The following is a 12,543-nucleotide window of genomic DNA, read 5'->3' as shown; positions in this document are numbered from 1 at the left end:
CGAAGATTCGTTTGTTCTTTTCACCGACGAGGTCGGCTCCAGAACTTTATTTGTTGACGTTTTGCTGTTCAGTTTTCAAGGTTCATTGCGCCGCACTTCTCGCAGCAACTTTTCTAGTGTAACATTCTCTCTTAGGAGTGTCAAGCACTATTTTAAAAGAATAATTGGAGCGGGTGAAGGGAATCGAACCCTCATCATCAGCTTGGAAGGCTGAGGTTTTACCACTAAACTACACCCGCGTATGAAATTTGGCGCGCCCGACAGGAGTCGAACCCATAACCTTCTGATCCGTAGTCAGACGCTCTATCCAATTGAGCTACGGGCGCTCGGTTTTTTTATATGGAATATGGTGCGGTAAAGAGGACTTGAACCTCCACGGGGTTAACCCCCACTAGGCCCTCAACCTAGCGCGTCTGCCATTCCGCCACTACCGCATTATTTGCGACACACTTTATTATACAACTCTCAGTCGAGATGTCAATAGTTTTTTAAAAAAATGGTGAGCCATGCAGGATTCGAACCTGCGACCCTCTGATTAAAAGTCAGATGCTCTACCAACTGAGCTAATGGCTCGTGCTTGATGTAATGTCTTGTTGTTAAGGAATGAGATCCTTTATTATGAGACGTTGGATTGTATTTGGATTAAAACCGTTTTAACCCGGATTGCTTTGGTTATTAAAACCTGTTTGCTCCTAATCCCTTTCGGGATTCCTCGCAAAACTTTTTAATCGCGAAGCGCTTAAAAAGTTTGGCTGGGGTAGCTGGATTCGAACCAACGAATGACGGAGTCAAAGTCCGTTGCCTTACCGCTTGGCTATACCCCAACGATTTAATTAATCTCCATGTCCTCTCTTCGTAAATCGAGGTACTTATTTCGTTTACCCTCTTTACTATGAACATAAACATGGAAGTTATACATAAAAAGTTGGTGACCCCTACGGGATTCGAACCCGTGTTACCGCCGTGAAAGGGCGGTGTCTTAACCGCTTGACCAAGGGGCCGTTTAAATTGTTCCGAGTAGGAAGTTCAATTCGTTTTAATGTCATTCCCTAATCGACTTTTCCTATTATAGACACTCCTCATTCATTCGTCAACAGTTTTAGTGAATTTTTTTTCGTAATCGAGAAAAAGCGCTTGCCTACTATGTTTTCTTCACTCCGCAATAGACGTTAATGCTCTATTTCAATCGTATTGATGCTCTTCCCGAGACGACATCCTCTTCGCCTTAGTGGGAATCGTCTTGATTGGATAGCAAAAACGCATAAATTCATAAATAAGCACATAAGATTTCCGAAAGAAGCATAAATCTGTAGAAAAACGCATAATCTCATGTAATCACGCACAAAAGTTTTTTACATACATAAAGAACCCCACTGAACATTATCCGTCTGTAAACTGTTTTATACGTAATTCACCAGCTTTATGCGCGAGTAAGTAACCTTATGCGTCATTCACTAGTTTTATGCGCAGTTAAAAAGTATTTATGCGTCGTTCTTCCAATTTATACGCGTTAGCAATATCGCAAATACAAAAAGTTACTGTCGGCATTCTCACCGACAGCAACTTTTAATTTTGAACGAGTGCGATTTCACCTGTGCATTTGCCGCAGCGATATTTCCTTACGTCCATTCTTTTTCTACGCTTGTATTCAAGACGGCAGGATTTGCATTCATATAGATAGATCTTGCGAGGCTTGTCGTTCACTTTTCCAAGCGGTTTGCAATATCTCGGCGAGCCGGTTTCCCGCAATAGCCTTTTAAAGTCCGCGTCGCCATGGCGATACCCTTTTCCTTCTTGATGGAGATGGTAATGGCATAGCTCGTGCTTGATGATGCCGATAAGCTCTTCTCTATCGTAGAGCTCCAAGACGGTCGGATTGATTTCGATGGAACCATCGAGCAGTTTATAACGCCCGCCTGTTGTTCGGAGGCGGGCGTTGAAACGAGCTTCGTGACGAAAAGGTTTTCCGAAAGCTTCTATAGATAGTTGTTGGATGAGTCGCTGTAGGTCATGTTGTTCCATCCCGGTTTTCACGTTAGCTGCTCAGTTCCCTTTTGGTGGAATCATCGTCAACGAGATTCTGCCTTTGTTTTTATCTACGCTTTCCACCCAGACCGTCACAATATCACCCGAAGCGACGACATCGAGCGGATGCTTGACGAAGCCTTTTTTTAGTTTCGAAATATGAACGAGCCCGTCTTCCGATACACCGATATCGACGAATGCACCGAAGTCGACGACATTCCTGACGGTCCCTTGCATTTCGATTCCTTCATATAAGTCTTTAATGTCAAGTACATCTGCTTTCAATAAAGGTTGCGGGTAGTCGTCACGCGGATCACGGTTCGGGCGCTTCAACGTGTCGATAATATCGCGCAATGTCACTTCACCAATATCCAGTTTTTCCGCAAGCGTCCGAACATCCAATTCAGAAAGAGCCTTAACTGCCTCTTCCTTCCCTAACAAACTTTTGTCCACTCCAGCTTCCGCAAGCACTTGTTCCGCGACAGTGTAACTTTCGGGGTGAAGTCCGGTCGAGTCGAATCGGTCTTTCGCTTCCGGTATGCGGAGAAAGCCAATTGCTTGTTCATATGTCTTCGCACCGAGACGAGGAACTTTTTTCAGTTGCGTCCGTTTTTGGAACAGCCCTTCCTCTTCACGTGCCTTGACGATGTTTTCCGCAACGGTCTTCGAAAGGCCCGCCACGTATTGCAACAATGAGGAGGAAGCCGTATTCACATTTACGCCTACCCGGTTCACTGCGGTTTCGACGACGAATGATAATGACTCGGACAATTTTTTCCGCGCGACGTCATGCTGATATTGTCCTACGCCAATCGATTCAGGATCAATTTTCACAAGTTCGGATAAAGGATCCTGCAATCTTCGTGCAATAGAAACGGCACTCCGCTGCTCAACTTGAAGCTCAGGGAATTCTTCACGCGCCTGGGCTGATGCTGAGTAGACGCTGGCTCCCGCCTCATTGACGATGACGTACGAAACCGGCTCTATCGATTCCTTGATGCAGTCTGCGATGAATTTTTCCGTTTCCCTCGATGCCGTTCCGTTGCCGATTGCAATGATCGGGATATTGTATTTGGCAAGCGTTGAAAGAATCGTTTTTTTCGAAGCTTCCTTATTCGCTTTCGGAGGATGAGGATAAATGACCGACACTTCAAGCATTTTCCCTGTTTCATCGATGACCGCCAACTTACAACCCGTCCTAAAAGCCGGATCGACGCCGAGCACCATCCTGCCTTTTAACGGCGGCTGTAAAAGGAGACTCTTCAAGTTTTCCGAAAATACATGGATTGCTTGGGCTTCGGCCTTCTCTGTCAATGCTGCCCTGATCTCCCGCTCGACAGATGGGGCGATCAGCCGTTTAAATGCATCCTCCGTAGCCTCTTTAACTTGCAGAGCGGACGGAGATTGCTGCTTTTTGATCAATTCGCGTTCAAGGACGCCAACGATCCGCTCCGTCGGGAACGTCACGCCTACACGAAGAGCCTCTTCTTTTTCTCCCCTGTTCAACGCGAGCACACGGTGAGGGACAATCTTTTTCAATGGTTCCTCATATTCGTAGTACATTTCATACACGCCACGTTCATCATCTGCTCCTTTACGGAGTGCTGCAGCCATTTGGCCGTCAGACCATGCTAGTTTCCGCACACTTTCCCGAAGCGCAGCATCATCCGCAATTCGCTCCGCGATAATATCGCGGGCTCCAGCAAGCGCTTCTTCGACGGATGCTACGTTTTTCTCTTCATTCACGAAAGCTGCGGCAAGGTCTTCCGGATTTTCTCGACCGAATGCCATCAACTTGTCCGCCAGTGGTTCTAGTCCGCTTTCAATCGCAATCATCGCTCGCGTGCGCCTTTTCTGTTTGTATGGCCTGTACAGGTCTTCCACTCGTTGCAAAACTGTTGCAGATTCGATGTCCTTCTTCAGCTCATCGGTCAATTTCCCTTGCTCTTCAATCAGCCGAACGACTTCCTCTTTCCGTTGTTCCAACCCTTTTTCATAATGGTACGCATCCTCGATCGCCTTGATCTCCACTTCGTCGAGGGAGCCGGTCGCTTCTTTCCGGTAGCGCGCGATGAACGGGACCGTATTGCCTTCGTCAAGCAGAGATATGACATTTGCAGTCTGCTTCGTACCGATTGAAGCTCTTTTTGCGATTGCTTCTATTAGTTTGTTCGTCATTCATTCCCACCCTTTCTTTCTTCTTATAAGTTTACCATTTACCTCTATACTTACTCCATTCCTGCAAATGAAAAAACCCGCTTCCTTTTACTGAAGCAGGCTGCCGGCGATAAATGTGGCATCATCGCCGGATTGCGTCGATTCTTTTACGATGTTGTACAAGTCATAGGCATTGGAGCTCTGCTTCATGCTTGCTTTCGGACTGTTCAGCGTCACTCCATCCGAATGAAGGAAAAACAGATCTCCAACGTCATATTTGTATGTTTGGGTATTCATTTTTTGTGGCCTTCCCGATAAATATCCCATGACAGGCAATGGATAGATCATCTTGTCACAGCCATGCAGAATATACAGCCTGACATTACCGACACAGCTGTATTCAATCGTGCCTTCCTTATAGTTGACACGTACGATCGCAACGGCCGCACCGCGTTTCTGCACCATGTATTCATTGCAGCGGCTCAGCAGTTCATCGAGCGACTCATGGTGATAGCGCTCAAGGACTTGCGGAATGACTTCTGCGGATTGCCTTGCAACTACGCCGTTTCCTAATCCGTCGGCAATTGCACAGATGAAGTAATCCTCTTCGGAATGGACATAATACGTATCCCCCGATTCCATATTGCCATGCTTCGCTGCATTATAGACATACGCCTCTACATGATCATTTATAAACATCTCCACTACGATGCACCACCAGCCGCCACTATGGCCTCTTGAAGTTTTTTGATCGCTTTCCGTTGCAACCTAGAGACATGCATTTGCGAAATACCGAGACGTTCCCCCGCCTCTTTTTGGCTCAGCTGCTCGATATATGTATATTGGATGATCTGCTTTTCGCGTTCCGACAACACATTGAGCGCATTGGCCACGACGAGTCGATGGTCCGTCCTCTCAAACCCGTCATCCGATTCCCCAATTATATCGAACAAGGTGACTGTGCCGCCTTCCGAATCGGCTTCCAGCGTATGGTCCATTGAAAGGGCTTGATAACTCCTCCCCATTTCCATCGCTTCAAGGACCAATTCTTCGTCGGTATCCAAGTATTCCGCTATTTCACTAACGAGCGGCGAACGTTGCATTTCAATCGTCAACGCTTCGACCGCAGCTTTGATTTTCGGACCGAGCTCTTTAATGCGCCTAGGTACGTGGACTGCCCACGTCTTATCGCGCAAGAAGCGTTTGATTTCCCCGACGATTGTCGGTACAGCAAAGGCTTCGAAGCTGCGTCCCAGTTCAGGATCATACCGGCGGATCGCCCCGAGCAGGCCTAACATGCCGACTTGGACGATATCTTCATGGTACGGTTTTCCGTTTGAATATTTGCGAGCGATGGAATGGACGAGCCGTTCATAATGAAGGACGAGATTCGTCTGCGCTTCATCATCATTCGTCTCTTGGTATTGCCTGATCCATTCCAGCACTTGCTCTTTCGTATCCGGCTTATGAGTTGGCTGTTCGTTTGACATCTTCTTCGCCCCGCTCTCTGCCGAGATATTTGGTCATAAAGACCGTCACGCCCTCCTCATGATGAAATTTCACTTCATCCATGAGCGTCTCCATCAAGTAAAGCCCAAGTCCCCCTTCACGGAGGAAACGAGCGTCTGATGCGTCGCTATATGGTCCAATATGCTTTTTAGTCTCTTCAAAGTCGAAGCTCGCTCCGTGATCCGCAATCATGATTTCCAACCGCTCTTCGTACAAGGCGCACCCGACGACGACTTCTCCATCTTCGTCCTCGCCGTAAGCATGCTGGACGGCGTTCGTGATCGCTTCACTTGACGCGATTTTCAAGTCCTCGATGTCATCGTATGTAAACCCGAGCCGGCTTGCGATCCCTGAAATCATCAATCTTGCAACACCAACGTATTGGGCCTTTGCGGGTATTTTGATTTCTATATAATCATAATGTTGCATTATGGTCCTCACTTTCCTTCTGTTCAATATCGATAATTTCATTCAGACCGGTAATTTCAAACAGGCGGTTCAATCGTTTGTTCAATCCCGTTATCTTCACATGGCCGCCGTTAGCGGAAACAGCCTTGTAGAAACCAACGAAAACACCGAGGCCTGTACTATCCATATAGTCCACTTCGGATAGATCCAGTTCAGCCTTCAAGCCATCGACATTTTCCACGGCCGCCAGACGCTCCCGTAGGACAGGCGCCGTAAATGCATCTATTTCCCCGACAACCTTAAAATATTGAACACTATTTTGTTCTAGCAACTCGACTTGTAAATTCATTTCCTGCACCCCGACTCTCGATATTTGTATTGGATAGTACACTACATCCTTTCATACCCGCCACTCAAAAAGCTAAACCTGTTCCGGCTCTTTTTTGAAAATAACAATCGTAAAGTCGTCGCTTAATCGATAGTTTTGAAGACTGGCAAGATGATTGTAGACATATTCCGCGATTTGTTGAGCGGTTTTGTCTTTCACGTCATGAAGAAGATTCTGGATCGTATGCATATCAATGAACCCTTCTTCGGTCCTTGTTTCAGTGACGCCATCCGTCATCATTGCAATGAAGTCTCCGTCGTGCAGCACAACCGAACGCTCCTCATATTCAGCATCCGGTTTGACGCCGAGAAGCAGCCCTTTTGCATCCAATTCCGTAAACACGTCTTTTCTGCTATCGAAATGCAATGCAGGCTCGTGACCTGCGGACGCGTAGGAGAATGTCGTATCTTCGGAATTGTACTTGCCGTAAAACATGGAAATGAACATCGAGTCGTCGACACCTTTCTCGACGATCCGGTTAATGATGCCGAGCACATTACGAGGGCTCGTATTCTCGTCAGACAAACCGTCCATGCCGAATTTGATCATGGACATACATAATGCCGCAGGAATCCCTTTGCCGATCACGTCTGCCACAGCAACGCCCGATTCATGCTTGTGATTAAGGAAATAGACATAATCTCCATTCATCTGTTTTGCGGGCTGAGATATATAGCCGACATCCAGACCGTTAACGCTTGGCATCTTCGTCTTCAGAAGCGTGTCCTGCACTTTCGTGGCGACATTCATTTCCATCTGGATCGCTTCCTGTTTTTGAATGAGACTTTGATGCTCACGCAATGTAAGACCATAATGAATCATCATTTCGATCAAGAAGTCCAGCGAATCCCACACTTCGTTCCGCAATTCGGGGTGAAGTTCGAATAATGCAGTTTTGTGTATGCTGATGACATCTTCAGGTGCAATCTCTTTTTCAATGAAACGTCTGCTGAACTGCTGTCCAACATAGAGATCCTCTTCACTATGGCTCTCTAAATATTTTTTCATGATTTCCTTATACTGCCTGCCGACTTCTTGTGGCATCCACTACCACCTCCTCAATGAAGCCATTTTTTTGTCGTAATGATTGTTCCGACCCCTGGTTCAGAAGAGACTTTGAATTCGTCCATAAGTCGCTTCACTCCAGGCATGCCCGCGCCGAGACCGCCAGAAGTCGAAAAGCCGTCTTCCATCACTTTGCGTAGATCAGGGATACCGGGGCCTTCATCGGATGCAATGATTTTGATGCCAAATGCTCCACCCTCTGACACTCTTTCTATCTCGATTTTCCCTTTTCCGGCATACAGATAAATATTCCTCGCCAATTCGCTGATTGCGGTTGTGATCCGAGCCTGGTCGACGGTTCCGAAACCGGCCTTCTTTGCTTCGTTACGCCCTAATTGCCTTGCAGCAACGATATCCCATTCCGTGATTATCTCTACAGAAGACCTAAAATTCATTGTCAGGCCTCCAATTCTTTATAAAGTTTATCCAAACCGTTTTCCAAGTCTAATGCCGTCATTACATTATTCAAGCGAATCCCAAGCTCAATCAATGTAATAGCGACTGCTGGTTGAATGCCGGTAATTACAACTTTCGCGCCCATCAATCCTGTCATATTGATCACATCCCCCAATACTTTTGCGATGAAGGAATCAATGAAATCAATCGGTGTCAAGTCGATTACAACTCCGAGAGCCGCAGTCTCATGCATTTTATTCAACAGATCTTCTTGAAATTGAATGGCCGTCTGGTCATCCAGTTCCCATTGGATGGAGACGATGAGGACTTCGTTCAATTTCAAAATTGGTATGCGTGCATTCAATTGGCTTCCACCTCCACAATTGCTCGATTCGTCATTCCTAAAGCAGCCTGCATTCCCCTTTGCAACGTGCTTTTCGTCGTGAATTCATGTAGATCGATTCCAAGAGCGACAATCGTCTGTGCAATTTCAGGACGGATGCCGACCAGCATGCATTTCGCGCCGACAAGACGCACCGCTTCCGCCGCCTGTATAATATGGTGCGCAACCATTGTATCCACGACAGGGACTCCCGTAATATCGAGCAGTACTACTTCAGCCCGCTGACTCACTACGCCCTCCAAAAGGTTCTCCATGATCAACTTCGCGCGTTCGGTGTCGATCGTTCCAACGAGAGGCATGACTGAAATTTTTTCAAATACCGGAATCAAAGACGCCGACAATTCTTGCAGAGCAATCTTCTGCAAGCTGACAGTCCTTTCCCACTCAGTTGAATAGGCGTCGATAATGCTTTCCCTCAAAGGGTTGATCCAATTTCTGAAGATAAGATTGAAAGTCCGTAAATTGCTTTCATTGATGATCTCTTTCTCCTCAAGAAATTCGTAGACGACATCCGAAAAATTGTCGATCGCCTTATTCACGAATTTAATCGCCCAGCCGAAGCGGACAACTTTTTCTGTGAAGTCGCTGATTCGTTCGGTATTTGCAGCAGATGATTCGTTAATGTTAGAAGTCATGAGCACTGCGAATTCCCTGCTCGTTTTCTCGACAAGATGGTCAGGCATGAAGTGGAAAAAACGTTCTCCCTTTTCTTCCTTCATCCTTGTTATCCAACGCTCGATGATTTCGTCCATGTTCTTATTGATGCCTTCTACCATAATTTTATTCATTCGTTCAAATGCCTCCTCGCCAAATTGAAAATCCCATAGTTCCATTGTACAGAAAAAAGTTGTCTTGGACATCTATTTACAGCTGCTCCATATAATATCCCCTGCAAAACAAAAAAACACTCCGGAAGTCGAGGTCCGCAGTGCTTTTACATATGTATTCAAAATTTAACTAACCCGAAGCTGATTTCAAGTGCTTCGTCCACCTTTTCCATCAATGGTTCATCCAAATGGGTGATCTTATCCGTCAGCCTCGACTTGTCGATCGTGCGGACTTGTTCGAGCAGGATCACGGAGTCCCGCTCGAACCCATACCGTTCCGCATCAATTTCGACATGTGTCGGCAATTTAGCCTTCTGGATTTGTGCAGTGATTGCTGCAACGATCACTGTCGGGCTGAACCGGTTGCCTATGTCATTCTGGATGACCAGCACCGGTCTCGTTCCTCCCTGTTCGGAACCAACGACGGGTGACAGGTCTGCAAAAAAGACGTCCCCACGTTTTATTGCCAACTTTTCATCCTCCGCTTACGAGACGTTCCACCGTATGCTGGGCTTCGAGTTCCGCATGCAAGCATTCCTTTGCGATTCGTAAGTTGATTTGCGACATTTCAACGTAGCCGATCATCATCGCTTCACGGATCGTATCCGCTTCATGATCTGTCATGTACCGCTTCGTTGAAACATAAACGAATTCTCCGCGCTCCGGCTCCTGATGGACGGCCGTATGTTCAATTTCATTCCCTTTGGATACTTTTACGATTTTTATGTTTTTCTCTCGCAATTCTAGCACCTCCGACAGACCCCGTTCCCTCGATCGATTCTATTCAACGTCTATCTTACCATTGAACTTCGACAATGAGAAGACAAAGAAGGATTTTTATTGACAAGAATCTTCAAATAAAGTGGTCATTTGTCGAAAGTTGGAACTGCATACATCTTATCCATGTGAGGTTCAATATATTCTCGGAACACGTTTTCCAATTGTAACCGCAATTTCGTACGGGATTGTCCCGAGCCGGTCCGCCCATTCTTCCATCGTGATTTCTTCGTCCCCTTGCCTGCCAATCAATATCACTTTTTCCCCTACAGCAATGTCACGCGGCAGTTTCACCATGCATTGGTCCATGCAAATTGTACCGACGATTGGCATCCGTTCACCGCCTATCAACACTTCCTGGCCGCGAAGCCCTCGTTTCAAGCCGTCTGCATAACCGACCGGCAACGTGCCGATCCATTCATCCTGCTCAGTTTCGTATGTTCCCCCATAGCTGATCGCATTGCCCTTTTCGAGCTTTTTCACATACGCCAATTCTGTTTCAAGCGTGAAAGCTGTCTTCAGTCCAAACGGTAAATTCGTCGCAACAAATGGAGAAGGGGCGATACCGTAAAGACTAATGCCAAATCGGACGGCGTCGAGTGCATATTCCGGATAAAGCAAAGTCGCCGCACTATTCGAAGCATGAACGAGCGGCGGCTTTTGCGGGAATTTATCCACCAAATCTATGAACCGATTGAACTGCTCCTCCGTTTTACTGGGATCCTCTTCATCCGCGCAGGCGAAATGAGTGAATGCCCCTTCGAGACGGATGTTGGGCGTCCCTTCAATTACGTCAACGATTTCCTGAAGCGCGTCTTCATCCCGAAGCCCGATGCGCCCCATGCCACTGTCGATTTTCACATGGACATTCAACGGATGATTGGATTCTTTCACAATCCCGTCCGCCTGACGAAGCCATTCGGCATCCGAGACAGTGACGCGGATTCCAAGTTCCGCAGCCTTTTCGGCAAATTTCACCGGAGACGGGCCCATTACGAGGATGTCGGCGGCAATGCCCCCATCGCGTAAATGCAAAGCCTCTTCAGGTGTCGCAACCGACACCATCCGAGCCCCCGCAACGATTGCGGCCTGTGCCACTTCGACCTCCCCATGCCCATAGCCATCCGCTTTCACGACGGCTATGATAGATGTATGGCGAGGCAAATATTGCTTTAAATTTCTTACATTCTCTTGTATCGCATGTAAATCGATGCGTGCCTTTGTAGGACGATAATTTTCCATATGAACCCCCTCGTTTTTCTCTGGATGTCTCTATTATCAATCCTACAAGCTTTTCACGTCAAACAATTCTATCTTATTTGCTATCTTCCGGATGCATGGAAGAAGCGACTTCAATCAGTTCATCAGGCGTCATTGTGGAAGATGCAACGAAGAAAGACACGCCATCCTGCTCCCAACGGATTGAATTCTCCGTCAATGCCGCCACAGCGAAACCGAGGTCGACAGGATCCCCTTCAATGGACACCGCCAATTGATTATCAGGAACTTCAGCAGGTTCCTGAATGATTACAAATTCCTTGTCTCCATCGCCAAAAGTCATGAATGACCGTAATCCGTTTTCCGTCATGACCGATCCTTCTTCAAGAAGCGTGCCATCCCAATCCAGGTTCGGATAGAATTTCATCATGCCGGTCTCGCCATCTTCAGTAGATTGCGGTTTTTTCTCCGGCTGCTTTTCCATATCCACTGCATAATCGGATGCCTTATGTTCAACACCCAGTGTGATTTTATTGAATGTTACACGAATCTTCTCTTCCTTGTTTTCATCCATGACAGATACGTACTTCGGCAGCAATGTTTTCTTATCGATATGGATTTGTTGTGTCGGAAGGACTTTCTTATGGTTATTCCGGGATGCCGTTTCGAATATATACGTCTTATCCTTTTCTTGCATCGTGGAATTCTTATCCGCCTTGATGTCGTCCGATAATGTACCGATCAAGTACGGCATGCTGTTTTGCGTCGGCCAATCACTTTGGAACTTATACGTTTTTCCGAGTGACGGTGTGATGACAAAAACGCCTTCATCATTTCTGACGATCATCTGAGAATCTTGGCTGCCCGCTTGCGAAACATTCACTTTGTAGAAATCAGGTTTTGTATGCCACACAGTCACGTCGTACACTCTCGGTTCAGAACCTGTCTTGATTTCCATTGTCGCTTGCAATTCGTACCCTTTCGTCTCGTTCCACTTCCCACTGAGCTTCTTCATGACATCCTCTTTTGACGGTGATCCACAAGCTGCTAGCAGTGTCATGATCGCAACTAGCAATAAAACAAAAATTCGGCTGCGCATACAGTTCATCCTTTCTCATTTCAATCGGGTAGGTCATCTTATGAGAGTGGACAGTCATTTATGCTAGCTTGTTTACTTTGAATCGATTATTTCTAAATCAATTACGTCTTGACGAATTGCGTCCGGATTTCTATCGAGCTTGAGGCCTACAGGAAGTAGGTCATGCAGTCGTCGCGACAGGACGTCGCGGTTTTAGACTGCCTTCCTATAATCACCTGAAAAATCCGTGACATCCGCCGGAGGCTTTGGGCCAACGTGATGTTGGTCACTC

The 12,543-nt window shown here is 46.7% G+C and carries 14 protein-coding genes and 6 tRNA genes; all 20 read right to left on the bottom strand.

Annotated elements, in window-relative coordinates:
• Nucleotides 1–165 precede the first annotated feature (165 nt).
• Nucleotides 166–239: transfer RNA gene (locus tag AWV70_RS07995), tRNA-Gly, on the bottom strand.
• 10 nt (nt 240–249) lie between these two features.
• Nucleotides 250–326: transfer RNA gene (locus tag AWV70_RS07990), tRNA-Arg, on the bottom strand.
• Between the two features lie 21 nt (nt 327–347).
• Nucleotides 348–434: transfer RNA gene (locus AWV70_RS07985), tRNA-Leu, on the bottom strand.
• A gap of 63 nt (nt 435–497) precedes the next feature.
• A tRNA-Lys gene (locus AWV70_RS07980) sits at nt 498–573 on the bottom strand.
• A 176-nt stretch (nt 574–749) separates the two neighbouring features.
• Nucleotides 750–824, bottom strand: a tRNA-Gln gene (locus AWV70_RS07975).
• Nucleotides 825–926: 102 nt separating this feature from the next.
• Nucleotides 927–1,001, bottom strand: a tRNA-Glu gene (locus tag AWV70_RS07970).
• A gap of 565 nt (nt 1,002–1,566) precedes the next feature.
• Complete coding sequence (locus AWV70_RS07965) at nt 1,567–2,022, bottom strand: SprT family protein (protein WP_060205938.1); 456 nt, start codon at nt 2,020–2,022, stop codon at nt 1,567–1,569.
• Between the two features lie 21 nt (nt 2,023–2,043).
• On the bottom strand, nt 2,044–4,203 hold the full coding sequence (locus tag AWV70_RS07960; protein ID WP_060205900.1) for a Tex family protein: 2,160 nt from the start codon (nt 4,201–4,203) through the stop codon (nt 2,044–2,046).
• Between the two features lie 87 nt (nt 4,204–4,290).
• A complete protein-coding gene (locus AWV70_RS07955; RefSeq protein ID WP_060205936.1) occupies nt 4,291–4,881 on the bottom strand; it encodes a PP2C family serine/threonine-protein phosphatase in 591 nt (196 codons plus the stop codon).
• Nucleotides 4,882–4,886: 5 nt separating this feature from the next.
• A complete protein-coding gene (gene sigB / locus AWV70_RS07950; protein WP_060205898.1) occupies nt 4,887–5,672 on the bottom strand; it encodes an RNA polymerase sigma factor SigB in 786 nt (261 codons plus the stop codon).
• Nucleotides 5,647–6,120 (bottom strand): anti-sigma B factor RsbW, encoded by a 474-nt coding sequence (gene rsbW / locus AWV70_RS07945; protein ID WP_060205896.1) that lies wholly within the window; start codon nt 6,118–6,120, stop codon nt 5,647–5,649. Before rsbW ends, sigB begins: the two co-directional genes overlap by 26 nt.
• Nucleotides 6,107–6,448: an anti-sigma factor antagonist gene (locus AWV70_RS07940; protein WP_060205894.1), complete on the bottom strand. Its 342-nt coding sequence runs from the start codon at nt 6,446–6,448 to the stop codon at nt 6,107–6,109. Before AWV70_RS07940 ends, rsbW begins: the two co-directional genes overlap by 14 nt.
• Nucleotides 6,449–6,520: 72 nt before the next feature.
• Nucleotides 6,521–7,531 (bottom strand): PP2C family protein-serine/threonine phosphatase, encoded by a 1,011-nt coding sequence (locus AWV70_RS07935; RefSeq protein WP_060205892.1) that lies wholly within the window; start codon nt 7,529–7,531, stop codon nt 6,521–6,523.
• Nucleotides 7,532–7,545: 14 nt separating this feature from the next.
• A complete protein-coding gene (locus AWV70_RS07930; protein WP_060205890.1) occupies nt 7,546–7,947 on the bottom strand; it encodes an anti-sigma regulatory factor in 402 nt (133 codons plus the stop codon).
• A gap of 2 nt (nt 7,948–7,949) precedes the next feature.
• The gene (locus AWV70_RS07925; RefSeq protein ID WP_060205888.1) at nt 7,950–8,312 is read right to left on the bottom strand and encodes an STAS domain-containing protein; all 363 of its coding nucleotides are present in this window, start codon (nt 8,310–8,312) and stop codon (nt 7,950–7,952) included.
• Nucleotides 8,309–9,139, bottom strand: a complete 831-nt coding sequence (locus AWV70_RS07920; protein ID WP_060205886.1) for an RsbT co-antagonist protein RsbRA — start codon at nt 9,137–9,139, stop codon at nt 8,309–8,311. The genes AWV70_RS07925 and AWV70_RS07920 overlap by 4 nt, the downstream gene beginning before the upstream one ends.
• A 158-nt stretch (nt 9,140–9,297) precedes the next feature.
• On the bottom strand, nt 9,298–9,648 hold the full coding sequence (locus tag AWV70_RS07915) for a type II toxin-antitoxin system PemK/MazF family toxin (protein ID WP_060205884.1): 351 nt from the start codon (nt 9,646–9,648) through the stop codon (nt 9,298–9,300).
• Nucleotides 9,649–9,652: 4 nt separating this feature from the next.
• Entirely contained in the window at nt 9,653–9,919 is a 267-nt protein-coding gene (locus tag AWV70_RS25185; protein WP_276525631.1) for a transcriptional regulator, read from the bottom strand.
• A gap of 171 nt (nt 9,920–10,090) precedes the next feature.
• Nucleotides 10,091–11,197, bottom strand: coding sequence for an alanine racemase (alr, locus tag AWV70_RS07905; RefSeq protein ID WP_060205880.1), 1,107 nt, complete (start codon nt 11,195–11,197; stop codon nt 10,091–10,093).
• Nucleotides 11,198–11,270: 73 nt separating this feature from the next.
• Nucleotides 11,271–12,272: a LolA family protein gene (locus tag AWV70_RS07900; protein ID WP_060205878.1), complete on the bottom strand. Its 1,002-nt coding sequence runs from the start codon at nt 12,270–12,272 to the stop codon at nt 11,271–11,273.
• Nucleotides 12,273–12,543 lie beyond the last annotated feature (271 nt).

It is taken from the genome of Sporosarcina koreensis (assembly GCF_001531445.1).
Classification (GTDB): domain Bacteria; phylum Bacillota; class Bacilli; order Bacillales_A; family Planococcaceae; genus Sporosarcina; species Sporosarcina koreensis_C.
The sequence above is the reverse complement of the archived record's forward strand: the minus strand, read 5'-3'. Positions and strand labels throughout refer to the sequence as shown.

Bases quoted from the DNA above. Each gene is read 5' to 3' on its own strand.
- AWV70_RS07965 (WP_060205938.1), bottom strand. From the start codon at position 2,022: ATGGAACAACATGACCTACAGCGACTCATCCAACAACTATCTATAGAA.
- AWV70_RS07960 (WP_060205900.1), bottom strand. From the start codon at position 4,203: ATGACGAACAAACTAATAGAAGCAATCGCAAAAAGAGCTTCAATCGGT.
- AWV70_RS07955 (WP_060205936.1), bottom strand. From the start codon at position 4,881: ATGTTTATAAATGATCATGTAGAGGCGTATGTCTATAATGCAGCGAAG.
- sigB (WP_060205898.1), bottom strand. From the start codon at position 5,672: ATGTCAAACGAACAGCCAACTCATAAGCCGGATACGAAAGAGCAAGTG.
- rsbW (WP_060205896.1), bottom strand. From the start codon at position 6,120: ATGCAACATTATGATTATATAGAAATCAAAATACCCGCAAAGGCCCAA.
- AWV70_RS07940 (WP_060205894.1), bottom strand. From the start codon at position 6,448: ATGAATTTACAAGTCGAGTTGCTAGAACAAAATAGTGTTCAATATTTT.
- AWV70_RS07935 (WP_060205892.1), bottom strand. From the start codon at position 7,531: ATGCCACAAGAAGTCGGCAGGCAGTATAAGGAAATCATGAAAAAATAT.
- AWV70_RS07930 (WP_060205890.1), bottom strand. From the start codon at position 7,947: ATGAATTTTAGGTCTTCTGTAGAGATAATCACGGAATGGGATATCGTT.
- AWV70_RS07920 (WP_060205886.1), bottom strand. From the start codon at position 9,139: ATGAATAAAATTATGGTAGAAGGCATCAATAAGAACATGGACGAAATC.
- alr (WP_060205880.1), bottom strand. From the start codon at position 11,197: ATGGAAAATTATCGTCCTACAAAGGCACGCATCGATTTACATGCGATA.
- AWV70_RS07900 (WP_060205878.1), bottom strand. From the start codon at position 12,272: ATGCGCAGCCGAATTTTTGTTTTATTGCTAGTTGCGATCATGACACTG.